The 21,643-nt window shown below is 71.6% G+C and carries 26 protein-coding genes and 1 tRNA gene; 13 read left to right on the top strand and 14 right to left on the bottom strand.

What is annotated here, in order from left to right; genetic code table 11:
* Positions 1 to 70: 70 nt before the first annotated feature.
* Positions 71 to 841 carry a metallophosphoesterase gene (locus AB0C27_RS14765; RefSeq protein ID WP_357843273.1) on the bottom strand — a complete coding sequence of 257 codons (771 nt, stop codon included), beginning with the start codon at positions 839 to 841 and terminating at the stop codon, positions 71 to 73.
* 166 nt (positions 842 to 1,007) lie between these two features.
* Between AB0C27_RS14765 and AB0C27_RS14760 the strand changes: the two genes are divergently transcribed.
* Together AB0C27_RS14760 and AB0C27_RS14755 are read left to right on the top strand one after the other, a co-directional pair.
* On the top strand, positions 1,008 to 1,211 hold the full coding sequence (locus tag AB0C27_RS14760; RefSeq protein WP_106250416.1) for a DUF4236 domain-containing protein: 204 nt from the start codon (positions 1,008 to 1,010) through the stop codon (positions 1,209 to 1,211).
* Positions 1,212 to 1,282: 71 nt separating this feature from the next.
* A complete protein-coding gene (locus AB0C27_RS14755; protein WP_357843270.1) occupies positions 1,283 to 1,468 on the top strand; it encodes a DUF4236 domain-containing protein in 186 nt (61 codons plus the stop codon).
* 147 nt (positions 1,469 to 1,615) lie between these two features.
* Here AB0C27_RS14755 and AB0C27_RS14750 read toward each other — a convergent pair whose 3' ends face one another.
* A complete protein-coding gene (locus tag AB0C27_RS14750; RefSeq protein WP_357843267.1) occupies positions 1,616 to 2,584 on the bottom strand; it encodes a WYL domain-containing protein in 969 nt (322 codons plus the stop codon).
* A 143-nt stretch (positions 2,585 to 2,727) separates the two neighbouring features.
* Between AB0C27_RS14750 and AB0C27_RS14745 the strand changes: the two genes are divergently transcribed.
* The gene (locus AB0C27_RS14745) at positions 2,728 to 3,123 is read left to right on the top strand and encodes a VOC family protein (RefSeq protein ID WP_357843264.1); all 396 of its coding nucleotides are present in this window, start codon (positions 2,728 to 2,730) and stop codon (positions 3,121 to 3,123) included.
* Positions 3,124 to 3,186: 63 nt separating this feature from the next.
* Here AB0C27_RS14745 and AB0C27_RS14740 read toward each other — a convergent pair.
* A tRNA-Ala gene (locus AB0C27_RS14740) sits at positions 3,187 to 3,259 on the bottom strand.
* 75 nt (positions 3,260 to 3,334) lie between these two features.
* Here AB0C27_RS14740 and AB0C27_RS14735 point away from each other — a divergent pair.
* Positions 3,335 to 4,264, top strand: a complete 930-nt coding sequence (locus AB0C27_RS14735; RefSeq protein ID WP_357843261.1) for an RNA polymerase sigma-70 factor — start codon at positions 3,335 to 3,337, stop codon at positions 4,262 to 4,264.
* Between the two features lie 42 nt (positions 4,265 to 4,306).
* Here AB0C27_RS14735 and AB0C27_RS14730 read toward each other — a convergent pair whose 3' ends face one another.
* The 8 genes from AB0C27_RS14730 to AB0C27_RS14695 form a co-directional block, all read right to left on the bottom strand.
* Positions 4,307 to 4,837 (bottom strand): Clp protease N-terminal domain-containing protein, encoded by a 531-nt coding sequence (locus AB0C27_RS14730; RefSeq protein ID WP_357843258.1) that lies wholly within the window; start codon positions 4,835 to 4,837, stop codon positions 4,307 to 4,309.
* A 4-nt stretch (positions 4,838 to 4,841) separates the two neighbouring features.
* Positions 4,842 to 5,057 carry a helix-turn-helix domain-containing protein gene (locus tag AB0C27_RS14725; RefSeq protein WP_106250424.1) on the bottom strand — a complete coding sequence of 72 codons (216 nt, stop codon included), beginning with the start codon at positions 5,055 to 5,057 and terminating at the stop codon, positions 4,842 to 4,844.
* Between the two features lie 85 nt (positions 5,058 to 5,142).
* Positions 5,143 to 5,985 (bottom strand): metal-dependent hydrolase, encoded by an 843-nt coding sequence (locus AB0C27_RS14720; RefSeq protein WP_357843254.1) that lies wholly within the window; start codon positions 5,983 to 5,985, stop codon positions 5,143 to 5,145.
* Positions 5,982 to 7,208 (bottom strand): MFS transporter, encoded by a 1,227-nt coding sequence (locus AB0C27_RS14715; RefSeq protein ID WP_357843251.1) that lies wholly within the window; start codon positions 7,206 to 7,208, stop codon positions 5,982 to 5,984. Before AB0C27_RS14715 ends, AB0C27_RS14720 begins: the two co-directional genes overlap by 4 nt.
* Before the next feature lie 162 nt (positions 7,209 to 7,370).
* Positions 7,371 to 8,024: an SRPBCC family protein gene (locus AB0C27_RS14710; RefSeq protein ID WP_357843248.1), complete on the bottom strand. Its 654-nt coding sequence runs from the start codon at positions 8,022 to 8,024 to the stop codon at positions 7,371 to 7,373.
* 31 nt (positions 8,025 to 8,055) lie between these two features.
* On the bottom strand, positions 8,056 to 8,433 hold the full coding sequence (locus tag AB0C27_RS14705) for a hypothetical protein (RefSeq protein ID WP_357843245.1): 378 nt from the start codon (positions 8,431 to 8,433) through the stop codon (positions 8,056 to 8,058).
* Positions 8,430 to 8,792, bottom strand: a complete 363-nt coding sequence (locus AB0C27_RS14700) for a hypothetical protein (RefSeq protein ID WP_357843242.1) — start codon at positions 8,790 to 8,792, stop codon at positions 8,430 to 8,432. Before AB0C27_RS14700 ends, AB0C27_RS14705 begins: the two co-directional genes overlap by 4 nt.
* 184 nt (positions 8,793 to 8,976) lie before the next feature.
* Positions 8,977 to 9,663 (bottom strand): TetR/AcrR family transcriptional regulator, encoded by a 687-nt coding sequence (locus AB0C27_RS14695; protein WP_357843239.1) that lies wholly within the window; start codon positions 9,661 to 9,663, stop codon positions 8,977 to 8,979.
* 44 nt (positions 9,664 to 9,707) lie between these two features.
* Between AB0C27_RS14695 and AB0C27_RS14690 the strand changes: the two genes are divergently transcribed.
* Complete coding sequence (locus tag AB0C27_RS14690) at positions 9,708 to 11,066, top strand: DHA2 family efflux MFS transporter permease subunit (RefSeq protein ID WP_357843236.1); 1,359 nt, start codon at positions 9,708 to 9,710, stop codon at positions 11,064 to 11,066.
* Positions 11,036 to 11,530, top strand: coding sequence for a DUF523 domain-containing protein (locus tag AB0C27_RS14685; RefSeq protein WP_357843233.1), 495 nt, complete (start codon positions 11,036 to 11,038; stop codon positions 11,528 to 11,530). The genes AB0C27_RS14690 and AB0C27_RS14685 overlap by 31 nt, the downstream gene beginning before the upstream one ends.
* Here the strand turns inward: AB0C27_RS14685 and AB0C27_RS14680 are convergent.
* The 3 genes from AB0C27_RS14680 to AB0C27_RS14670 are packed head-to-tail and all read right to left on the bottom strand — an operon-like array spanning position 11,506 to position 13,092.
* Positions 11,506 to 11,886, bottom strand: a complete 381-nt coding sequence (locus tag AB0C27_RS14680; protein WP_357843230.1) for a hypothetical protein — start codon at positions 11,884 to 11,886, stop codon at positions 11,506 to 11,508. The two genes, AB0C27_RS14685 and AB0C27_RS14680, sit on opposite strands and share 25 nt — an antisense overlap.
* A gap of 40 nt (positions 11,887 to 11,926) precedes the next feature.
* Positions 11,927 to 12,523 (bottom strand): helix-turn-helix domain-containing protein, encoded by a 597-nt coding sequence (locus tag AB0C27_RS14675; RefSeq protein WP_357843227.1) that lies wholly within the window; start codon positions 12,521 to 12,523, stop codon positions 11,927 to 11,929.
* Complete coding sequence (locus AB0C27_RS14670; RefSeq protein ID WP_357843224.1) at positions 12,523 to 13,092, bottom strand: hypothetical protein; 570 nt, start codon at positions 13,090 to 13,092, stop codon at positions 12,523 to 12,525. Before AB0C27_RS14670 ends, AB0C27_RS14675 begins: the two co-directional genes overlap by 1 nt.
* A 38-nt stretch (positions 13,093 to 13,130) precedes the next feature.
* On the opposite strand from AB0C27_RS14670, the gene AB0C27_RS14665 reads away from it, so the two are divergent.
* The 7 genes from AB0C27_RS14665 to nhaA all read left to right on the top strand — a co-directional run bounded on the left by AB0C27_RS14665 (position 13,131) and on the right by nhaA (position 21,623).
* The gene (locus AB0C27_RS14665; protein WP_326637378.1) at positions 13,131 to 13,808 is read left to right on the top strand and encodes a response regulator transcription factor; all 678 of its coding nucleotides are present in this window, start codon (positions 13,131 to 13,133) and stop codon (positions 13,806 to 13,808) included.
* Between the two features lie 19 nt (positions 13,809 to 13,827).
* Positions 13,828 to 15,138, top strand: a complete 1,311-nt coding sequence (locus AB0C27_RS14660) for a HAMP domain-containing sensor histidine kinase (protein WP_357843220.1) — start codon at positions 13,828 to 13,830, stop codon at positions 15,136 to 15,138.
* Positions 15,139 to 15,179: 41 nt separating this feature from the next.
* A complete protein-coding gene (locus tag AB0C27_RS14655; RefSeq protein ID WP_357843217.1) occupies positions 15,180 to 16,211 on the top strand; it encodes a lytic polysaccharide monooxygenase in 1,032 nt (343 codons plus the stop codon).
* Positions 16,212 to 16,361: 150 nt separating this feature from the next.
* Complete coding sequence (locus tag AB0C27_RS14650; RefSeq protein ID WP_357843214.1) at positions 16,362 to 17,732, top strand: hypothetical protein; 1,371 nt, start codon at positions 16,362 to 16,364, stop codon at positions 17,730 to 17,732.
* A 90-nt stretch (positions 17,733 to 17,822) separates the two neighbouring features.
* Complete coding sequence (locus AB0C27_RS14645; RefSeq protein WP_357843211.1) at positions 17,823 to 18,506, top strand: GAP family protein; 684 nt, start codon at positions 17,823 to 17,825, stop codon at positions 18,504 to 18,506.
* Between the two features lie 393 nt (positions 18,507 to 18,899).
* On the top strand, positions 18,900 to 19,799 hold the full coding sequence (locus tag AB0C27_RS14640; RefSeq protein ID WP_357843208.1) for a hypothetical protein: 900 nt from the start codon (positions 18,900 to 18,902) through the stop codon (positions 19,797 to 19,799).
* A 27-nt stretch (positions 19,800 to 19,826) separates the two neighbouring features.
* A complete protein-coding gene (gene nhaA, locus AB0C27_RS14635) occupies positions 19,827 to 21,623 on the top strand; it encodes a Na+/H+ antiporter NhaA (protein WP_357843205.1) in 1,797 nt (598 codons plus the stop codon).
* Positions 21,624 to 21,643 lie beyond the last annotated feature (20 nt).

Raw genomic sequence — 21,643 nt, 5'->3', positions numbered from 1 at the left:
CGGGCTCTTCCTTGGGCCCGCCCCGACCGTCGGGCTCTTCACGCGCGGCCCGCCCCCGCCGCCGGTCCGGCTACTGGACGACGCGGTAGTGGGTGGTCAGCCGGCCCTCGTCGTCGAGCACGTGGAAGGCGACCATCGGCGGCTGGTCGTAGGAGATGCCGGTGTCGAAGCTGACGGCGCCCTCCCACGGCAGCTTCAGCGTGGACACCACACCCCCGCCCACCAGCAGCGGCCGACCGGCGAACGTGGTGACAGCGGCCATGTGGGAGTGGCCCACCAGCACGGCGGGCACGCCGGCGCGACCGGCCAGCAGCCGCTCCAGCCGCCCGGTCTCGTGCAGCCTGATCGCGTCGATCGGCGGGCTCTGCAGCGTCACCGGCGGATGGTGGAAGGCCACGAACACCGGCAGGTCCGCGCCGTCCAGCACGCCCTCCAGCCAGTCGAGGGTCTCGTCGTCTAGGTGGCCGTCGTCCCGGCCGGGGATGGACGAGTCGCACATCGCGTACACCGCCCTGCCGGTGCGCAGCACCTGGTTGACCGGCCTCCCTGTGGACTCGTCTGTGGACTCCTCTGAGGGCGCCTCGCCCAGCAGGAATTGGCGGAACTCCGGCCTGCGGTCGTGGTTGCCGGGGCCGATCAGGATCGGATGGCGTGAGGTGAGCAGCTTGGCGGCGGCCTCGTACTCGGCGGGCAGCGCGTGGTCGGCGATGTCGCCGGTGACGAGGACCGCGTCCAGGTCGCCGGGCAGCGCGTCGAGGTAACGCATGACGGCGTCGCACCGGCCGGCGCTCTCGGGTGTGGCGCCGATGTGGACGTCGCTCAGGTGCGCGATCACGATCATCAGGTGGGTCCCTCCTGTCCAGGCTGCCCACCACCGTACGCCGGGAGCCCCAACCGGACGTGAGTTCAGGGGCCGCCGGGCTCGGACGGCGTGTCACCGGTGCCGGGAACCCGGTCGTCGTCCCGGACGTTCTTCCCGGTGAGCGTACGAGTGGCGGAGGAGCGACATGGGCTGGCACTACCGCAAGTCAATCAAGGTCGGGCCGTTTCGGATCAATCTGTCGCGGCACGGTGTCGGCTCCAGCTTCGGCAACCGGCGTTTCCACGTCTCGGCCACCCCCGACGGCCGCCGCCACGTGACCGTGCGGCTGCCGGGCGGCTTCCACGTGGGTAAGACCTTCGGCTCCCGCCGGTATCACGGACCTTACTAAGGCGCGAGAAAACCGGTAGACGCGCCGTCTCCGGGGTAGCGGGACCTCCTCGCGATCTCTGGAGGAAAGCGATGGGTTGGAGCTATCGCAAGTCGATCAAGGTCGGTCCGTTACGGCTGAACCTGTCGCGCCGCGGTGTCGGACACAGCTGGGGCAACCGGCTGTTCCGGGTGACGCGGGCGGCGGACGGCCGGCGGACCTTGACGATCAACCTGCCCGGCGGCTTCCACTGGCGCAGGACACTCGGCGGTCGCTGACCGCTTGAGATAGAACGGGCCGGAGGGGAAACCCTCCGGCCCGTCCCCTTTCGTCCGCCCTGTCGCCAGGACGCCCTCGCGGAGAGCCGCCCGAGAACGCACGGCCGGGGAACGCGACAGTTCGGGAACGCACTGTGCGGAGACGCGTCACCCGCCTGCGTCGTCTCGGGGACGGTTGTGTTCGACCAGTTCGGCGCCGATCCTGGCCAGCTCGGCCCTGACCTCCTCCGGCTCCACGACCTCGACCCGCGCGCCCCACCCGGCCAGCTGCTCGGCGATCGTCAGCGGCATGGGAGCGGCCACCCGGACCCTGACGCGGCCGTCCGGCTCGTCCCCCACGACCTCGAAGTGACGCCCGAAATGGTCACGCAGGACGGGCAGGAACCTGGCGGAGATGAGCACGGTCGCCGAGACCGTCGAACGCCGCCGCTCCATCTCCGCGACGACCTCCTCCCACTCCCGCGCGAGCGCGAAGTCGTCCGGCCGCTCGAACTCCAGCTCCGTCACCTCGGCCCCGGCGATCCGGTCCACCCGGAACGTGCGCCGGCCGCGCTCGGTCCCGGCCAGCAGATACCAGACGTCGTCCTTGGCCACGAGCCCCCACGGCTCGACCACCCGCTCGGCCCGGGACCCTCTCCCCGACCGGCCCTCGTACGCGAGCCTGACCTTGCGCCGCCGTACCACCGCGTCCTGGAGGACGCGCACCAGCGCGGGCCGTTCCTTCTCCGGCTCGCCCCAGCGCGTGGGATCGACGACCACCGCCCCCGCGGCGGCCTCGGCGTCCGCTCTGAACGTCTGGGGCAGCGCCCGCAGCAGCTTGCGCAGTGCGGACCTGACCTCGGGGGCGGCGGGCGCGGCCGGGCCCGCGAGCAGGAACAGCGCCTGCGCCTCGTGCGCGGTGAGCCCGCTGAGGTCGGTCCGCGCGCCACCCAGCAGCGACCATCCGCCGCCCCTGCCCGCCTGCGGGTAGACGGGGATGCCGGCCGTGGACAGCGCTTCGAGGTCGCGGCGCGCCGTCGCGACGGACACCTCCAGCTCCTCGGCCAGCTCCGCCGCGGTCACCCGGCCGCGCGCCTGCATGAGCAGCAGGGCGGCCACCAGTCGATCGGCTCGCATGCCCGCCATTCTCTCCGGAAAAGTAGTCATTCGATGAGCACTTTCCGGGCGCATCATAGTTCCGACCCACCGGACGACCACCGCACAACCACCGCACAACCACCGCACAACCACCGGACGATCACTGGACGAGAGGAACCGAGATGCTCCGCGGATTCGCCACCCTGACCTTCTGGGCCGCCGACCTGGAGGCCGCCACGGCCTGGTACGCCGAGTTCCTCGGCGTCAAGCCCTATTACCGCAGGCCCGGCTACGTCGAGTTCCGCCTGGGCGACTATCAGCACGAGTTCGGCCTGATCGACAGCCGGTACGCCCCGCCCGGCGCCACGGACCGGCCCGCGGGCGCGGTCATGCACTGGCACGTCGACGACCTCGACGCCACCTTCGAGCGACTGCTGAGCATGGGCGCGAAGGAGTATCAGCCGATCACGCACCAGGGTGACGGCGAGGGGTTCGTCACGGCGTCGGTGGTGGACCCGTTCGGGAACGTGCTCGGGATCATGCGCAACCCGCACTACCTGGCCGTCCTCGGCGAGTGACCCGCCAGGGGAAATGCGAAACGGCGGCGCCCGGAACGGGCACCGCCGTCGTGCTCAAGTGGGTGGAGCTATGGGGATTCGAACCCCAGACCTCCTCCATGCCATGGAGGCGCGCTACCAACTGCGCCATAGCCCCTTGCGATCAACAAGTGTAACGGAGATCGGCACCGCTCGTGTCACGCCGGAAGCCGCATGATACGTCTTAAGAGTCATGACGACCTTTGAAGATCATCGAAGCCTGCTCACCGGAGTCGCCTACCGCATCCTCGGCAGCGTCGCCGACGCCGAGGACGTGGTGCAGGAGGCCTGGCTGCGCTGGTCGAAAGTGGACGAGGCGGGCGTCGACGATCCCAAGGCGTACTTGATCAGGGTAACCTCGCGGCTGGCCATCGACCGGCTGCGCTGGGCGAGGTCGCGGCGGGAGTCGTACGTTGGGCCGTGGCTGCCCGAGCCCATCGGCACCACTCCCGACGCCGCCGAGCACGCCGAGCTGGCCGACTCCGTCGAGATGGCGCTGATGGTGGTGCTGGAGACGTTGTCGCCGCTCGAACGGGCGGTGTTCGTGCTGCGGGAGGCGTTCGACCTGCCGTTCACCGAGATCGCGGAGATCATCGGGCGGGCCGAGCCGGCCACCAGGCAACTCGCGCGGCGCGCCCGCGACCACGTGCGCGACAAGCGGCCCCGCTTCGAGGTGAACCAGGAGGAGCGCCGGCGGATCACCGAGCAGTTCATCAGGGCGGCCACCGACGGCGACGTGGACGGGCTGATCTCGCTGCTGTCCGACCAGGTGAACATCATCTCCGACGGCGGCGGCAAGGCCAAGGCGGCGCTGCGGGTCATCACCGGCTCCGACAACGTCAGCCGCTACCTGATGTCGATCAGCTCCCCGGTGAACATCGCCCGTTTCATGGCTTCGATCGGCATGTCGGACATCCACGACCTGTCGTTCGGGGTGGCGATGCTGAACAACGCGCCCTCCCTGACCATCTCGGCGGGCGGGCGCGTGGTCACCGTCATGACGCTGCTGGTGGTGGACGGCAGGATCGAGACGATCTACCTGATCGCCAACCCGGAGAAGGTGGCCCACCTGCAGCCGGTTCCAGCCGACGACAACCCCGGCGACGACGACCCGGCCGCCTGACGGCTCCTCCACCCAAGACGCACCGCCCGCGGAACGGGGTGGTCAGGCGGCGCGGCGGGTGGGGATGTGGGCTTCGCGGGCCAGTTCGCGCAGGTCCACGCCGGTCTCGTGGAGGATGCGGGCGGCGCCGTTGCGGTGGTCGGCCAGCAGGCCCCACAGCAGCCGCTCCCCCGTGACCGGCCCCGGCCGCCACTGCGCCACCTCGATCACCTTCCTGGCGTGCATGGCCAGCGGGATCTCCCCCAACGGCCCGTACAGGGTGACGCGGAAGGGGCGCAGGGCCGAGCGGCGCAGAGTCCACAGTTCCGGGTCGTCCGTGCCGCCCCTGGTGCGGCGGCGTACCTCGTCGAGGTCGATGCCCAGCGTGGCGAGCAGGGCGCGGGCGTCGCCGACGCCGACGCGTTCGCGCACGCCGTCCGCCGTGGCGGTGAAGGACCGCAGCGAGAACGGCCGGGTCTCGGCCACCCCCAGCAGCATCAGGCCGGCGTCGAGCGCGGGCCGCCCGGCGTCGAGGGCGTGGATCCCGGCCCTGACCACGGCCCGGCGGGCATCCTGGGTGAACCTGGCGAACATGCTCCTACCTCCCCGTCCGCCGGGCGTGCTTGCGGTGCGCCGACTGGCGTCGCACCCCGAGCGCGTCGGCGATCTGCTCCCACGACCAGCCCTGGGCGCGGGCGCTCGACACGTGCACCGCCTCCAGCTCCTCCAGCAGGGCCCTGAGCGCGGCCACCGCCGCCAGACCCGTGCCGGGATCGTTTCCCGCCGCCGCCTCGGCGAGCTCCGTGACTTCCATGGTGTCAGCATGTGCTGACAAGCACCCGCTTGTCAACAGATGCTGACAGATGATGAGCCTTCAGTGGCTCGCGCAGCGGTCCGCGTCACGGCTGGACGGCGGTCCGTACGGTGGTTCGCATGGTGAGGGTCGCCTCTTCCGGCGCGAACGCGAGGGAGACCTCGACCCCGCCCAGCTCCGAGGTCCGGCTCACGTGCGTGCCGCCGCACGGGATGGACGCCTCGCCCTCCGGCAGCGCGCAGTGCCAGGTCCTGCGTGCCGTGAGCTCGGGCCCCGGCGCCTCCAGCCGGACCGGCGCGCCGGCCGTCACCCATGCCGTCAGCCGGTCGTTCACCTGGCCGGCGACCTCGGCGGGATCGAGATCCTCGGCCGAGAAGCCCTTCTTCCGCAACGACTTGCCCAGACGGTAGACGTCGACGCTGCCGCCGGGCACGATCCGCGAGGAGGTGATCGCCGCCTGGTCGAAGTCGGGACGGCCGAGCGAGTCGGGCCGCACCTCCTTGCGCCAGCGGCCGGCCAGCGCGGCGTTGAGCGCGAGCGCGGCCAGATGGCAGGCGGTGTGGCCCGCCGAGAGCGCCGCCCGGTAGGCCGGGTCCACGGACAGCTCCACCTCCGCCCCTTCGGGCAGCGGTTCCTCGCTCACGTGGACGACCAGCCACTCCCAGCCCTCGGCGCCCCTCCGTGCGGGGATGTCGGCGCCGAGGAAGACCTCACCGGTGTTCGACTGGGCCCCTGTTACACAGTCGACGACCGGCAGGCCCCCGATCGTGCCCCGGTCTGCGGGCTGGTCGGGCCAGGTGTGGTCGAGGGGATGGAACGGCGTCTCGGCGACGACGAGACCGTGCCGGTCCCCCACCGGCACGATCCCGGCGATCGTGGAGCGGCCGCTGGTCAGGCCGCTGGGGAAGGTGACGACGGTGGATTTCACCCGGTCATTGTTCCAGCCGGTCTCCGTTCGTCCTCCAGGTAACGGTCGCGCCCCGCGTACAGACCGGTGACGAGCTGCGCGACCAGCACCACGAAGATCATCGTGTACGGCAGCGCCCATCCCCCGGTCGTCTCCCGCAGCACGCCGACCAGCAGCGGCCCCGCGCCCGAGATGAGATATCCGGCGCTCTGGCCGAACGCCGACAGCGCCGCCGTGGACTCCGGCGTACGGGTGCGCAGGGCCAGCATCATCAGCGCCAGCGGGAACGAGCCCATCCCGATGGCCACGAACACCACCCAGATCATCGCCGTGGAGGCCGGGGCGAACCACAGCCCGGCGAAGCCGGTCGCGTAGAACACGACGAGCCCCACCACAGTGGGCCGCTGGTCGCGGAAACGCGAGGCGATCAGCGGCACGAGGATCGAGACGGGGATGTTCAGCGCGGTGAAGACGCCGAGGATCAGCCCGGCCTGCGAGGTGCTGTAGCCGTTGTCGGTGAGGATCGTGGCGAGCCAGCCGAACATGATGTACGCGATCATCGACTGCGTGCCGAAGTAGATCGCCACCATCCAGGCGAGCCTGCTGCCGACCATCCGGCGCATGCCCACGTTCCGGCCGCCTCTGTCCCGCTCCGGCTCACTGCGCAGCAGCGCAAGCCACGGAATGACGGCGACGGCGGCCAGCGCCGCCCACACGCCGAGCGCGATGTGCCAATCCCCCGACGCGCGCTCGATCGGCACGGTCGCGGCGGCGGCCAGCATGGTGCCCGCCGCCAGGGCCGTGGTGTAGACGGTGGTCATGATCCCGGTACGGGCCGGGAAGTGGCGCTTGATGAGCGTCGGGATGAGCACGTTGCCGACGGCCCCGCCGGACAGCGCGACCGCGCTGCCCAGCAGGAACACCGGGGCCGAGTCGACCATCGACCTGACCAGCAGCCCCACGCCCAGCGTGACGAGGGCGAGCAGCAGCAGGCGGTGCTCGCCGAGCCGCCTGGCCAGGGTCGGGGTGATCGCTCCGACACTGGCGAAGGCCAGTACGGGTAGTGTGGTGAGCAACCCCGTGCCGACGCTCGACATGCCGAGCGCGCCGGCGAGCTGATCGAGCAGCGGGCCCACGCTGGTGACGGCGGTGCGCAGGTTGAGCGCGGCGAGCACGATTCCCAGCACGAGCAGCCAGGCCAAAGGGGCGGTTCTGCCTCGGGACTCTTGGGCGAGCACGGTCATGCGGGGAAGGTCCTCCACTCATCAAGTCATGGGATGAATGCTCACCTTAACAGGGACGAAATATGCGTTTATTCCTGGTCATGACATGAGAAGACCCCCAGATCGCGTTCCGGGGGTCTTCGATCGATCAGCTGGGAGCTATGAGCCCCTTGTCCGGCGGCCCTACATCACGGGGCGGGGGCCCTCCGGGGGCTGTCCGCCGGGAGGCACGGACCCGGGAGCGCCGGGGGTCGCCGGGCCCGGCGTGCCGGGAACCGCGGGCCCGGGAGGCGGAAGCGTTCCGCCGGGCCGGGGGGCGCCGCCGCCCACGGTGCCGGGCGGCACCGGCCGGTCGCTCTCGCCGAGGCCGGAGCCCTGCTGGTGCGGGCCGGGCACATCGCCGCGCCAGCCGCCGCTCTCGCCGCCCCGCGACTCGATGAACGTCTTGAACCGCTTGACGTCACCGACGACGCGCATACGGACGAGCTGCAGCCAGTCGCCCGCCGTCTCGATGAAGCCGTCCGGGTCGTACTCCATCTGGAGCGTGACCCTGGTCGTGTTGTCGTCGAGGCGGTGGAAGGTCACCACGCCCGCATGGTGCGGCTTGTCGGTGCTGCGCCAGGCGACCCGCTCGTCGGGGTGCTGCTCGGTGATCTCGGCCTCGAACTCGCGGCGCACTCCCGCGATCTCGGCCACCCATGCCGTACGGGTGTCACCGATCTGTTTGACCGACTCCACTCCTTCCATGAACTCGGGGAAGCCCTCGAACTGCGTCCACTGGTTGTAGGCCGCGCGAACGGGGACATTGACATCTTCGGAGTGTTCGATCGTGCTCATGGGTTCAAGCACTGCCCATGCGGTTGACGCGTTAACGCCGGCGCCACAGCCAGTACAGGCCCACCAGAGGCAGAACAAGGGGGATGAACAGGTAACCCTTGCCGTACGCCGACCACACGGTTTCGTCGGGAAAAGCCGCCGGATCGATCAGACTGGCCGTGCCGATGAGCAGCACGCCGCCCAGTTCGATGCCGAGCGACATCAGCGCGAGCCGGCGCGCCCCGCGCCAGAGCGCGACCGTGAGCAGGATGTAGACGATCGCCGCGAACGCCGACAGCGAGTACGCCAGCGGCGCCTCGCCGAACCTGCCCGCGATCTGCACGGCCGCCCGCGCCCCCGCTGCCAGGGCGAACAGCCCGTAGACCGCGATCAGTGCCCGTCCGGGCCCGGTGCCGATCGAGCTCGTCACGCCGTCCCCTGCCAGATCTGCAGCAGCCGGGCCGTCATCACGGCGATGGCGAACCCGGCCACGGTCAGGATCGCGGGCCCCCACCTGCTCCGCTCGGCCAGGGCCAGGAACACCCCGGCGGGCGGGATCAGCACCTGACCGCCCACGTACCCGAACAACGTGGCCTTGTCGTCCGGCCCCGCGCCGCCCGCCACGGCCGCGATCACGAAGCCCGCCTGCACCAGGACGGCCACCTCAAGCAGGGCGAAACCGACCAGCAGCACCATGCCCATCGGCCGGTTGCGGATCGCGACGATCAGGCTCGCCAGCATCAGCAGCAGCGCGCCGGCGATGACGATCGTGGAGACGGTGGTGTTCATCGGGGGTAAGGCTATCGCCCGCCCCCGACGCTCCCGGGAAAGGCCGCCGCCGAACCCGTCCACCAGCGCGAAAGGCCGTCACCCAGCACGATCCCCTCGACGCCACGAAGCGACGCCACTGAGCGACGCCACTGAGCGACGCACTGAGTGACGCACTGAGCTTGGACGCCGCCGCGAACGGCCCTCACGCGCGCAGGTGGCTCTCGATCCCGTCCAGCACCCAGCCCAGCCCGCGCTCGAAGTTGTCGTCCGCCCCCCGCACGCCCTGCTCGATCATCGGCGCCAGCCGGGACAGCTCGCCCTTGTCGACCAGCTCCCTGATGTACGGCTCCGCCACCGCGGCCCGCTCGGCGGCGTCGATCCCCTCCTCCCGGGGCGCCGCCCGCTCCACCGCCTCCCTGATCACGAACCCCGTCATGTAGTCGTTGAAGACCGCCAGGAACCGCCAGGCCGTCAGCCGGTCGATCTTCAGTCCGTCGAAGGCCGCCAGCTTCTGCTCCACGTGCCGCAGTCCGTTGGGCCCCACGGGCACCCGCTGGTGCACCAGGTCCACCCGCCAGGGATGCCGCCGTACCAGCTCGCGCTCCCGCCGGGCGAGCAGCAGCAGCGCCTCCCGCCAGTCCGCCGGCAGCGGCTCGGCGACCAGCACCTCGGCGCTGATCTCGTCGAGCATCAGGGCCAGCAGGTCCTCCTTGCGCTCGATGTAGGAGTACAGCGTCATCGCCCGCGCGCCCAGCTCGGCCGCCACGCGCCGGATGGAGACCGCGTCCAGCCCTTCGGCGTCGGCGAGCGCGACGGCGGCGGTCACGATCGCCTCCCTGGTCAGGACCGGGCGGCGGGGCGGCGAGGGCCGCGACCAGATGGAACTCACGCCCCCGAGTCTAGACAGCGTACGAAAGTGATACGGTGTACGACATGCGAGACAGCGTACGATCGCCACTCCGGGCCACGAGCCTCGTCGTCCTCCTGGGCGTCGTGATGACGATGCTCGACACCACGATCGTCAACGTCGCCCTGAGCACCCTGGCCCGCGAGTTCGGCACCACGTTCGCGACCATGCAGTGGGCGGTCACCGGCTACCTGCTGGCGCTGTCGATGACGGTCCCGGTCACCGGCTGGGCCATGGGCAGGTTCGGCACGAGGCGGGTCTGGCTGGTCTCGCTCGTGCTGTTCGTCGCCGGTTCCGCGCTCGCCGCCGCGGCGTGGTCGGTCTGGAGCCTGGTCGCGTTCCGCGCCGTGCAGGGGCTGGGCGGGGGCCTGCTGCTGCCGGTCGGCCAGGCGATGCTGGCCCAGGCGGCGGGCAAGGAGCGGATGGGCCGGGCGATGGCGACGATCTCCATGCCGGCGATGCTGGTGCCCGTGCTGGGGCCGCCGCTCGGCGGGCTGATCGTGGAAGGGCTCGGCTGGCGGTGGTTGTTCCTGGTCAACGTGCCGGTCTGCGCGGTGGCGCTCGTGGCCGCCTTCGTGCTGCTGCCCCGCGAGCGGGGCGCGAGCGCACGGAGGCTCGACGTGCTCGGCCTGGCCCTGCTCTCCCCCGGCCTGGCCGCCCTGGTCTACGGGCTGTCAGCGGTGGGCGACGGGGCCTCTGTCCTGCATCCGGCGCTGTGGATCGGGGCGGCGCTCGTGGCGGTGTTCGCGGTGCGGGCGCTGCGCGGCCGGGAGACGCTGCTGGACCTGCGGCTGTTCGGCGACCGTACGTTCGCGGCGGCGGTCGGCGCGCTCGTGTGCTACTCGGCCGCGCTGTTCGGCTTCACCGTGCTCGTGCCGCTCTACAGCCAGCTCGCCGAGGGCGGCGACGCGCTGGACGCCGGCCTGCTGCTGGCGCCGATGGGGATCGGCGCGGCGATCACGATGCCGCTGGCGGGCAAGCTGAGCGACAGCAGGGGGCCGCGCGGCGTCGGCGCGGCCGGCGTGGTGGCGGCGGTGGCGGGCATCGTGGCCTTCGTGCTGCTCGGCGCGGGGTCGGCGCCGATGTTCTTGCTCGGGCTCGGGCACGGGCTGGTGTCCACGTCAGTGATGACGGCGGCGTTCGGAACGCTCGAACGTGACACGATCCCGGCCGCCACCACGCTGAGCACGATCGCGGTCCGCCTGGCCTCCCCGTTCGGGGTGGCGATGCTGGCCGGGCTGCTGCACCTGCTCACCACGGCGGGGGTGGCCAGGCCGTTCACGTACGCGTTCTGGGCGGTGGCGGCGCTGACCGCCGTCTCGCTGCTGCCGATCGCGCTCATAGGATCGAAGGCGTGGAGAGGATCCTCGTCAGCGCCTGTCTGATGGGTCGCAAGGTGCGTTTCGACGGCCGCGCCAAGACCAGTTCCGACGCCTGGCTCGCCGGTTGGCGGGAGGAGGGGCGGCTGGTGCCGTACTGCCCTGAGGTGGAGGGCGGGCTGCCCATCCCCCGACCGGCCGCCGAGATCGAGGGCGGGGCGGGCGGGGCGGCCGTCCTGGCCGGCGCCGCCCAGGTGCTGGCGAGCGACGGGTCCGACGTGACGGCCGCGTTCGTGTCGGGCGCGCGGGGAGCGCTCGCGGCCGCCCGCTCCCACGGCGTGCGGATGGCGGTGCTGAAGGAGGGCAGCCCCTCGTGCGGCGTGCTGTCGATCTACGACGGCAGCTTCCAGGGGCGGCGCGCGCCGGGCCAGGGCGTCACGACGGCCCTGCTGGAGCAGCATGGCATCCGCGTCTTCACCGAGGAGCAGCTCGACGAGGCCGCCGCCTACCTGCGCACCCTGGAGACGTAGAACGCGACCGCCAGGCCGGCGGTCAGCGCGAGCGCCATCGTGCTGTGATACCAGATCAGTAGCGTCGTCCCGCCGCCCGGGCCGAACGCCTGCGCGAGCATGCCCAGCAGCACGCCGCCCAGCGCCGCCGCGTGGGCGTAGATCAGCCGGTCCCACGCCGCCGGGCGGCCGGCCAGCGCGCCGTACGCACCGGCGAGCATGGCTCCTGCGCACAGGGTCTCGACGATCGCGGCCGGCACGATCACCGGCTCGCGCAGGGGGCCGAGCCCGATCCCGGCGTGCAGCAGCGCGAACGTGGCGAAGGTCAGCGCGTACAGCAGCGAGAGCCCGCCCAGCGCCCTGCGGAGTGCGTCCATGCCCCCACGGTCGCATCCCGCGCGGGCCGGGGAATCGGCCTCAGGGAGACGCCCCGCCTACATCGGGAGAGGTAGGCAGCAGCCGTCTCACCAGCCGGATCACCTCGTCGATGGTGACCTCGGCGTCGCGTTCCGACTCGCACGCGGCCACCTCGCGGCCCGCCTCGCCCATCATCGTGGTCAGCAGGACGACGAGCACGTGGCTCTCCCGCGTGTCCGCCAGGCCGAGCAGGCGCTTGTTACCGCCGATCCAGTCCCAGCCGCGCTGCCTGCGCAGGACGGTGAACTCGGCCGGCCCGTCGCTCTCCAGGAACAGCCTGGCCAGCTCGCGCTGCTCCCACGAACCCTCCAGATAGGCCCTGGCGCCCGCCAGGAAGCGCTCTCCGGCTTCTTCCGCCGCCTTGGCCGCCCGGGAGGTGCGTTCCTCCTGGCCGCGCATGAACTGCTCCCACAACGCCAGGAACAGACCCGGTTTGCCGCCGAAGTGGTGGTAGAGGCTGCCGACGCTGATCCCGGAGGCCGCCACGATGTCGGCGACCGTGGCGTCGGCGTATCCCTTGGCCAGGAAGACGTCCCTGGCCGCGCGCAGGAGCGTGTCCTGGGTGCCGCTCGACCGGCTCCAGCGTCGGCTGCGCATCAGTACTCCCAGGTGTCGGTGCGCTGTTCGTGGCTGATGCAGAACACGCCGGTGCCGTGCTCGCCCTTGGCCAGGTCCACCCGGATCCAGCCCTCGGCGCGCGACACCTTGGCGGTGTAGCCGCTGACGGGGGTGGCCGAGACCAGCCGGCAGCCCTCGGGGCCGAGCGTGAACGCCACCTCGCCGCCCTTCACCTTCACCACCTCGAGGTTCTTGGCGACGGTCGGCGTGGGGCTGGGCGTCGGGGTGCTCGCCGGTTTCTGCGTCGTCGTCCTGCGCTTCGCGGGGGAAGGCGTATCGGAGGGCGGTGTGCGGGTTTGCGCAGGAGCGGGTGCGGGGGTGGTCGCAGGCGTTTTCACCGGAGCCGGTTTCTTCGTCGTACGACGGGCAGTCGGCGTGGCCGGTGAATCGCGCTCGTCCGCCGCGAGCGTTTGCGCGAGAAACGGCTCGACGTTCACATCGTCCACGAACTCATTACGCAGCACGCCACGCACGCCGAACCACGAGACCGACACCGCGACCGCGGTGGCGCCGCACCAGATAGCGGCATATCTCATTGCTCGACGCATGAGACGCATTATGTACGGCCCCAGTACGGTTGGTGCGCATGGCGACGGTTCTCGTAGTCGAAGACGATGAATTCGTCAGATCGGCGATGATTCACGAGCTCGGCCGGCGGCAGCACGTCGTCCGCAGCGCGGGATGCGCACTCGACGCGCTCAGGGAGATCTCGCAGGCTCCGCCTGACGCCGTCATCCTGGACCTGGGCCTGCCCGACCTCGACGGCTCCGAGGCGCTGCGCATGGTGCGCGGCATCTCCGACGTCCCGGTCATCGTGGCCACCGCCCGCGACGACGAGAGCGAGATCGTCCGGCTGCTGCGCGCGGGCGCCGACGACTACCTCGTCAAGCCGTTCTCCGGCGACCACCTCAGCGCTCGGCTGGACGCCGTGCTACGCCGGGCCAGATCCGCGCCCGAGCCGCGCACGCTCCAGGTCGGCGGCCTGGTGGTGGACGTGGACCGGCGGGCGGCCGCGCTCGACGGCGGCCCGCTCGCGCTGACCAGGCGCGAGTTCGACCTGCTCGCCTACCTGGCCGCCCGCGCCGACCGGGTGGTCACCCGCAAGGAGTTGCTGGCCGAGGTCTGGCAGCTGACCTACGGCGACGACCAGACGATCGACGTGCACCTGTCGTGGCTGCGGCGCAAGCTCGGCGAGAGCGCCGCGCGGCCCCGCTACCTGCACACCGTGCGCGGGGTCGGCTTCATGCTGTCGGCGCCCCGGTGAAGCGCCCGCGGAGGGCTCGATGAGGCGGACGCTGGCGGTGCTCATGGTGGCCGTCACCTCGATGGTCGCGCTGGCCTTCCTGGTGCCGCTGGCCCTGATCGTCAGGGAGACGGCGCAGAGCAGGGCCGTGGCCGCCGCCGAGCGGCAGGCGTCCGCGCTGGTGCCGGTGCTGGCGCTGACGACCAGCACGGACGACCTCGCGCACGCGATGGCGCGTACCGAGGCGGGGCGGCGCGGCCTGCTGGCCATCCACGTCGGAGGCGGCGCCACGGTGGGCACGACCAGGGCGCCGGCCGCTCAGGTGGCCGGGGCCGCCGCGGGGATCAGGGCGAGCACGGCCGAGCTGGCCGGCGGTTATGTGCTGCTGCGCCCCGTGGTGCTGGACGACGACCGCGGCGCGGTGATCGAGGTGTTCGTGCCCGCCGACGACCTCGACCGGGGCGTCTACGCCTCGTGGGCGGTGCTGACCGGGGTGGCCGTGGTGCTGGTGCTCGGCTCGGTGCTGGTCGGCGACCGGCTCGGGGCCAGGGTCGTACGCGCCGCGCGCCGCCTGGGCACGGCCGCCACCGCGCTCGGCGACGGCGACCTGAGCGAGCGCATCTACCCCGACGGCCCGCCCGAGCTCAAGGCGGCGGCCACCGCGTTCAACGCCATGGCCAACCGGGTCACCCACCTGCTCGCGGCCGAGCGGGAGCTGGCCGCCGACCTGTCGCACCGGCTGCGCACGCCGCTGACCGCGCTCAAACTCAGCCTGGACCAGCTCGGGCCGCAGGCGGAGCAGAGCAGGCAGGCGCTGGCCCGGCTGGAGGGCGAGGTGACCACGATCATCTCGGCGGCCAGGCGGCCCAGCCGCGCGGCGCGGTCGTGCGACGCCGCCGAGGTGCTGCGCGAGCGGCTGGCGTTCTGGTCGGCGCTGGCCGAGGACCAGGGGCGGCCGTGGCAGCTCGTCGGGGCCACGCTGCCGGTGCGGGCGCCCGTACCGGCGGGGGAGCTGACGGCGGCGGTGGACGCGCTGCTCGGGAACGTGTTCCGGCACACGCCTGAGGGGACGGCGTTCGGCGTCACGTTGCACGAGGGCCGGGACACGGTCGGCATCCTGGTCGCCGACGCGGGGTCCGGCATCGCGGACCCGGAGACGGCGCTGGAGCGGGGCGCCAGCGGGAGTGGGTCCACCGGGCTGGGCCTGGACATCGCGCGGCGGCTGGCGGAGTCGACCGGCGGGGTGCTGCGGCTGGACCGTTCGTCGATGGGCGGGGCCCAGATAGGGGTGTGGCTGCGGACGTCTGCTCACACTGAAAAGCTCTCTAAGTCAGCCTTAAAGGAGGCTTAACCCCGATATTTCGGGGTTTTTCGTGCTCCAAGGTGATCTGCATGCAGATCAACCGCAAGGCGCTCGCCGCCGCCACCCTGGCCGCCCCCACGCTCCTCGTGCTCGCCGTCGCCCCCGGCACGGCCTCCGCCCACGGCACCATGAGCAACCCGCCCAGCCGCACCATGGTCTGCTACAGCGAGGGCCCGGAGAACCCGAAGTCGGCCGCCTGCAAGCAGGCCGTGGCGATCGGCGGCACGCAGCCCCTCTACGACTGGAACGAGGTCAACATCGCCGACGCGGCAGGACGGCACCGCCAGATCATCCCGGACGGCAAGCTGTGCAGCGCGGGCCGCGACAAGTACCGCGGCTTCGACCAGGCGCGGGCCGACTGGCCGGCGACGAGCATGACCGCCGGCGCCACGCACACCTTCAGGTATCGCGCCACGGCCCCGCACAAGGGCTCCTTCGAGCTCTACATGACCAGGGACGGCTACGACCCGTCCAGCCCGCTGAAGTGGTCGGACCTGGAGGCCAAGCCGTTCCACGTCGCGAACCCCACGGTCGTCGACGGCTTCTACACCATGACGGCCAAGCTCCCCTCCCGGCAGGGACGCCACCTGATCTACGCGATCTGGCAGCGCAGCGACAGCCCCGAGGCGTTCTACTCCTGCTCGGACGTGGTTTTCGGGCAGAGCAACCCGTCCCCCGCGCCGACCCCGACCGGCACCCCGACGGCGACCCCCAAGCCGACACCCACGAGCGCCCCGACCGGCCGGCCCACCACCCGGCCCACCACGCCCGCTCCCGGCAACGGCACCGGCAACGGCACCGCTCCCGTCGCGATCAACGCCGGCGTCGGCGTCTCCCCCGTCACGGCCAGGGCGGGCGCGCGAGTGCGGGTGACGGCGGTGTGCGGCGGCTCCCAGGTGCGGAACGTGACCTCGACCGCCTTCGCCACGGCCGGCTACCGGCCCGCCGCGGGCACCACCTCCTGGTCGGCGAACGTGCGGGCGACCCGTCCCGGCACCCACGGCGTGACCGTACGCTGCGCGAACGGCGGAGTGGCGCGTACCTCGCTCACCGTCCGCTGAAAGGGAAATCAAGCTGACCGGATGCCGGGAAACTTTCCCGACCCCTGGGGAGTCGTACTGACTGGGCGCGTCGAATCAACGGAAATGTGTTTTCTCCGTGACGCGTAAGGGGGCCCGATTTCTGATGGGAAACGGGGAAAGGACACGGCAGTGCCTGTCGACCTGAACAATGAACGACCCCTGGCCTGGGATTCGGCCACGCTCGACGCGGACACCAAGGCGATGCTCGACAATCTGCAGCCGAACATCCTGCGCGCGCATGTGCGCGAGCACCTGAGCCTGCTGTTCGTCCGGTTCAACGACGTGGCCGAGGGCAGGGCCTTTCTGCGCGGCATCGCGACCACGAGGATGAAGTCGGCGCGCCGGCATCTGGAAGAGGTGCGCGACTTCGCCGCCGGCCGCGGCCGCGGCACCCCGTACGTGGGGATCGGCATCAGCAAGGCCGGCTACCGCGACCTCGGCCACACGGTCGAGGACGTGCGCAAATTCGACGACGAGGTCTTCCGCGACGGCATGAAGCGGCGGATCGCGCGGGCCGGCGACCCGCCGGTGGAGGAGTGGGAGCGCCCCTACCAGCGGGAGATCCACGCCGTCATCCTGATCGGCGACGCCGAGCCCGGGCCGGTGGCCAGGCTGCGCGAGGAGATCCTGGGCGAGCTGCCGGAAAGCGCCAGGCTGCTCGGCGAGGAGAGCGGCCACGGCATGCGCAACCCGGCCGGCGACGGCATCGAGCACTTCGGCTACGTGGACGGCCGCAGCCAGCCGCTGTTCCTGAAGGACGAGATCGACAGGGAGCCGAAGCAGCACTGGGATCCGGCCTTCCCGCTGAGCAACGTCCTGGTGCCCGACCCGTTCGCGCCGGACCCGTCCCGCCACCACGGCAGCTACCTGGTCTTCAGGAAGCTGGAGCAGAACGTGCGGGCGTTCAAGGAGATCGAGCGGGACCTGGCCGACAGCCTCGGGCTGAAGGGCGCCGACCGCGACCGGGCGGGCGCCATGCTCGTCGGCAGGTTCAAGGACGGCACTCCGCTGACGCTCAAGTCCAAGGGCGGCGGCGGGCCGGTGGTCAACGACTTCACTTTCGACGCCGACGACGGCTCCAAGTGCCCGTTCAGCGGCCACGTCAGGAAGACCAACCCGCGCTCGTTCGGGCGTGAGGTGATCATGGCCAGGCGCGGGCAGACGTACGGCGACCGCACCGACGACCCGTCGGACGACTCGCCGCCCGAGGTGCGGCCGAGCGGTGAGGTGGGCCTGCTGTTCATGGCGTTCAACAGCAGTCTGCTCAGGCAGTTCGAGTTCACCCAGGAGTTCTGGGCCGACAATCCCGACTTCGAGATCCCGGGGACCGGCCACGATCCGATCATCGGGCAGGGCACCCGCGACCTGAAGGTCACCTTCCCCAAGGTGTGGGGCGAGCCGGAAATGTCGCCCCCGCACGCTCAGGTGCCCCAGACGGTCACGATGAAGGGCGGAGAACACTTCTTCGCGCCGTCGCTGGCCTATCTGCGCAATCTGTAGCACCGCCCTCAGGGGTGAGCAGAAGGATGTACGCCCGGTTCAGCCCGCCGGAGGAGGCGGGCCCGGGCCCGCGTTCAGCATGATTTCCCCATGACGATCGCACTGCTGCTCACCCTCGCGGCGCTGGCGGTGGTCGACAGCACCAGCTTCGGCACCCTCGGCATCCCCGTCTACCTGCTGCTGGCCTCGGACAGGTCGCGGGGATCCCGGTTGCTGACCTACCTCGCCACCGTGGCGATCTTCTACTTCCTCGTGGGCGTGGCGCTCATGCTGGGGCTGGCCGCGGCCAAGGACGCCTTCGGCGGCCTGCTGGACAGCCGTCCCGTCCGCGTGGTGGAGCTCGTCGCCGGTGTGGGGCTGTTCGCGCTGAGCTACCGGTTCGATCCGAAGTGGCGGGCCAAGCGGGGCAAGCCCCAGCGGACGTTCGAGCCCCGCGTCGGCGGGCCGCGGACGATGGTGCTGCTCGGGCTGACCGCCGGGGCGCTGGAGGTGGCCACGATGGTGCCGTACCTGGCGGCGATCGGCCTGATGACGACCTCCGGGCTGACGACGGCCCAGTGGGTGCCGGTGCTGGCGGCGTACGTGCTGGTCATGATCGTGCCGACGCTGGTGCTCATGGCGCTGCGCGGGATGGCCGGCGGCTGGCTGGAGCCGAAGCTGGAGCGGCTGCGGGCCTGGCTCACCAAGCACTCGGCCTCGATGGTGAGCTGGGGGGTGGCGATCGTGGGGTTCCTGCTGGCGAGAGACGCGGCCGTCCATCTGTTTTTCAACTGATGGATTGATCAATAACGGGGGTTCATGCCCCGGTCGTCCTGCTCGCCCTGACGCCCCTGGCTTTCGCCCCCACAGCGCTCGCCCACACGGCGCTCGCCCATACGGCGCCCGTCGGCATCCCCGTGACCGGCACCGCCGACCGGGAGTCCGCCCCGGTGCTCAAGCCGGGCGCCTACCTGGACGCGATGCCGCCGGGGCCGGACGTCAAGCGGCACTATGCCTTCGACCTGCCCACGGGCGCCACCGCGTACGCCGGGATGCGGATCGGCGCGACGGCACCGACCGGGGCCAGGGCGGTCATCGGCGCGAGCCTGGTGCTCTGGCCGCCGACCGGCTCCTCCCTGCGACAGCCACGACCTCCTCAGCGACCTGCCCACCGGGGGCAGCGCGTTCGTGGTGGGGCAGACCCAGGTCACCGAAGGCTCAGGCCCGTGCGCGGCGGCCGGCCGCTTCGTGATCGAGGTGACCAACAAGGGCGACCAGGCCCGCCGCTCCCCCGCGCCGCTGGAGCTGAGCCTGGTCATCGAGCCGCCGGTCACGAACGCCGCCGCGCTGCCCGTGCTGGCCGACGGCCGTTACACCGACACGATGGCGCCCGGCGAGGAGGCGTACTTCCGGGTGCCGCTCACCTACGGCCAGCGGCTGGCGTACCGGATCGAGGTGCCGGCCCTGTCAGAGGCCGACCGCGCCACGCTGGACGGCGCGCGGCTCAACGTGTCGAGCTCCATCCTCAGCCCCGAGAACCCCCGGGTGCTCGGCGACTTCCCCGACTACGCCTGGAAGGCGACGCTCGGAGACCGGCCGCAGTCCTACACCGGCGCGTCGGTGCCCGTGGCCTACCGCAACAGGGAGTCGGACGAGGACTACATCCGGGACACGACGCTGCCCGGCTACTACAAGCTGTGGGTGCGCCTGTTCACCGACCAGGGCGCCGCCGACGTCAAGGTGCCGATCACGCTCACCGTGGACGTGCAGGGCGAGCCCGCCGGCGTGCCCACGTACCACGACACCATGGGTTACGGGCCGCCCGACCGGCAGCAGGGCCTGACGCTCACGCCCGACACCGGCCCCGTGACGCTCGCCCCCGCCGTCCCCACCGCCTCCGTTCCGGCGACCGCGCCCGTGAAGACGGCCGCTGCGACCGGTCCCATCGGCTCCACCGGCCCGCTCCCGCTGCTGCTGGCCATCAGCACGGCGGCGCTGGCCCTGGTGACGGCGTTCGCGATCTGGATGGTCCGGCGTGCCGGGCGATCAGCGGGACGCCCCGACGAACAAGTGCCCGACCAGCCGTAATATCGACACCTTAGGGGGAGATCTGTCATGTTGCGGGCGTTCCTGAGGACCGAGGCCGGCAGCACGAGCATGTTGCTCGTGGCCACCGTGCTGGCCCTGCTGTGGGCCAACTCGCCGTGGAGCGAGACCTACGAGGCGTTCTGGCACACCCCCATGGGGATCTCCTTCGGTGACGCGGCGTTCTCGCTGGACCTGCGGCACTGGGTCAACGACGGCCTCATGTCGGTGTTCTTCTTCCTCATCGGGCTGGAGGTCTCCTACGAGGTGCGGCTCGGCCAGCTCAGGGACCGGCGGCTGATCGCGGTGCCGGCCGTGGCGGCGTTCGGCGGCATGCTCGTGCCGGCCGGCGTCTACCTGCTGCTGAACTTCGGCGGGCCGGGGGCCGGCGGGTGGGGCGTGCCGATCGCCACCGACACCGCGTTCGTCCTGGGCGTGCTGGCGGTGGTGGGGGCGCGCTGCCCCGATCCGCTGCGGGCGTTCCTGCTGACGCTGGCGATCGTGGACGACGTGCTCGCCATCATGATCATCGCGATCTTCTACACCGACAGCCTGTCCGTGCCCGCCCTGCTCACGGCGGCGGTGCTGCTCGCGGCCATCCTGACGCTGCGGTGGCTGAAGATCTGGCGGGCGCCGGCGTACATCGTGCTGGGGTTCGCGCTGTGGGTGGCCACGCTGGAGAGCGGGATCCACCCGACGCTGGTCGGCATCGCGCTCGGCATCCTCGTCTTCGTGTACGCGCCCACCGACCACAAGCTGCTGCTGGCCGGGGAGGCCGTCCAGGGCTTCACCAGCGAGCCCAGCGCGCAGGCCGCCAGGGAGGCCGCCCGGCGCGTGCAGCGGGCCGTCTCCGTGAACGAACGCCTGCAACTGCGGCTGCATCCGTGGAGCAGCTACGTGATCGTGCCCGTCTTCGCGCTGGCCAACGCCGGCGTGAGCCTCGACGGTGACACCCTGCGCGCCGCCGCCACCTCGCCCGTCGCCATCGGCGTGGCGCTGGGGCTGCTGGTGGGCAAGTTCGTGGGGATCTGGCTCGGCACCTGGCTGCCGCTGCGCCTCGGGTGGGGCGTCCTGCCGGGGAACCTGGTGTGGGGGCAGTTGTTCGGCGGAGCGGCCGTGTCGGGCATCGGGTTCACGGTGGCGCTGTTCATCGTGGACCTGGCCTTCGACGACTCGGCCCTGCACGACCAGGCGAAGATCGGGATCCTGGCCGGGTCGCTGCTGGCCGCCGTACTGGGCTGGGTGATCTTCCGGATGGCGTGGGACCGCGGCGGCGTGTGCGCGCCGCCCGACGCCGAGCCCGCCGAGGAGCTGCCGACCACGCTGACCGTGCCGGTCGGCCCAGGCGACCACGTGCGCGGGCCCGCCAAGGCCCGGGTGACGATCGTCGAGTACGGCGACTTCGAGTGCCCCTACTGCGGCCGGCTGCACCCGATCCTGGCGGAGATCCTGCGCAAGAACCCGGACGTGCGGCTGGTGTTCCGGCACTTCCCGCTGCGCACCCTGCATCCGCACGCCGCCTCCGCCGCCATCGTGGCCGAGGCCGCCGCCGGCCGCGGCAAGTTCTGGGAGATGCACGATCTCCTCTACGACAACCAGCGCTTCCTCACCGACGCCGACCTCGAACGCTACGCCGCTCAGCTGGACGTGGAGCCGTGGTCGGAGATCCCCGAGCGGGTGTCCAGGATCGGGGTGGACGAGGAGTCGGGCCGCGCGAGCGGCGTACGCGGCACTCCGACCCTGTTCATCAACGGCGTGCGTTATGAGGGCGGCCACGACCTCGCCTCCATCACCCGCGCGGTGGAACAACAGCGCGAATCCGCGTAGCGTCTTCGCGTTGCCCGTCT

Origin of the sequence: Nonomuraea sp. NPDC048882, from assembly GCF_040649755.1 — a bacterium.
Lineage (GTDB): Bacteria > Actinomycetota > Actinomycetes > Streptosporangiales > Streptosporangiaceae > Nonomuraea > Nonomuraea maheshkhaliensis.
The sequence above is the reverse complement of the archived record's forward strand: the minus strand, read 5'-3'. Positions and strand labels throughout refer to the sequence as shown.

Coding starts and splice junctions, on each gene's coding strand:
- AB0C27_RS14765 (WP_357843273.1), bottom strand. CDS start 841: ATGATCGTGATCGCGCACCTGAGCGACGTCCACATCGGCGCCACACCC.
- AB0C27_RS14760 (WP_106250416.1), top strand. CDS start 1,008: ATGGGCTGGCACTACCGCAAGTCAATCAAGGTCGGGCCGTTTCGGATC.
- AB0C27_RS14755 (WP_357843270.1), top strand. CDS start 1,283: ATGGGTTGGAGCTATCGCAAGTCGATCAAGGTCGGTCCGTTACGGCTG.
- AB0C27_RS14750 (WP_357843267.1), bottom strand. CDS start 2,584: ATGCGAGCCGATCGACTGGTGGCCGCCCTGCTGCTCATGCAGGCGCGC.
- AB0C27_RS14745 (WP_357843264.1), top strand. CDS start 2,728: ATGCTCCGCGGATTCGCCACCCTGACCTTCTGGGCCGCCGACCTGGAG.
- AB0C27_RS14735 (WP_357843261.1), top strand. CDS start 3,335: ATGACGACCTTTGAAGATCATCGAAGCCTGCTCACCGGAGTCGCCTAC.
- AB0C27_RS14730 (WP_357843258.1), bottom strand. CDS start 4,837: ATGTTCGCCAGGTTCACCCAGGATGCCCGCCGGGCCGTGGTCAGGGCC.
- AB0C27_RS14725 (WP_106250424.1), bottom strand. CDS start 5,057: ATGGAAGTCACGGAGCTCGCCGAGGCGGCGGCGGGAAACGATCCCGGC.
- AB0C27_RS14715 (WP_357843251.1), bottom strand. CDS start 7,208: ATGACCGTGCTCGCCCAAGAGTCCCGAGGCAGAACCGCCCCTTTGGCC.
- AB0C27_RS14710 (WP_357843248.1), bottom strand. CDS start 8,024: ATGAGCACGATCGAACACTCCGAAGATGTCAATGTCCCCGTTCGCGCG.
- AB0C27_RS14700 (WP_357843242.1), bottom strand. CDS start 8,792: ATGAACACCACCGTCTCCACGATCGTCATCGCCGGCGCGCTGCTGCTG.
- AB0C27_RS14690 (WP_357843236.1), top strand. CDS start 9,708: ATGCGAGACAGCGTACGATCGCCACTCCGGGCCACGAGCCTCGTCGTC.
- AB0C27_RS14680 (WP_357843230.1), bottom strand. CDS start 11,886: ATGGACGCACTCCGCAGGGCGCTGGGCGGGCTCTCGCTGCTGTACGCG.
- AB0C27_RS14675 (WP_357843227.1), bottom strand. CDS start 12,523: ATGCGCAGCCGACGCTGGAGCCGGTCGAGCGGCACCCAGGACACGCTC.
- AB0C27_RS14670 (WP_357843224.1), bottom strand. CDS start 13,092: ATGCGTCGAGCAATGAGATATGCCGCTATCTGGTGCGGCGCCACCGCG.
- AB0C27_RS14665 (WP_326637378.1), top strand. CDS start 13,131: ATGGCGACGGTTCTCGTAGTCGAAGACGATGAATTCGTCAGATCGGCG.
- AB0C27_RS14660 (WP_357843220.1), top strand. CDS start 13,828: ATGAGGCGGACGCTGGCGGTGCTCATGGTGGCCGTCACCTCGATGGTC.
- AB0C27_RS14655 (WP_357843217.1), top strand. CDS start 15,180: ATGCAGATCAACCGCAAGGCGCTCGCCGCCGCCACCCTGGCCGCCCCC.
- AB0C27_RS14645 (WP_357843211.1), top strand. CDS start 17,823: ATGACGATCGCACTGCTGCTCACCCTCGCGGCGCTGGCGGTGGTCGAC.
- nhaA (WP_357843205.1), top strand. CDS start 19,827: ATGTTGCGGGCGTTCCTGAGGACCGAGGCCGGCAGCACGAGCATGTTG.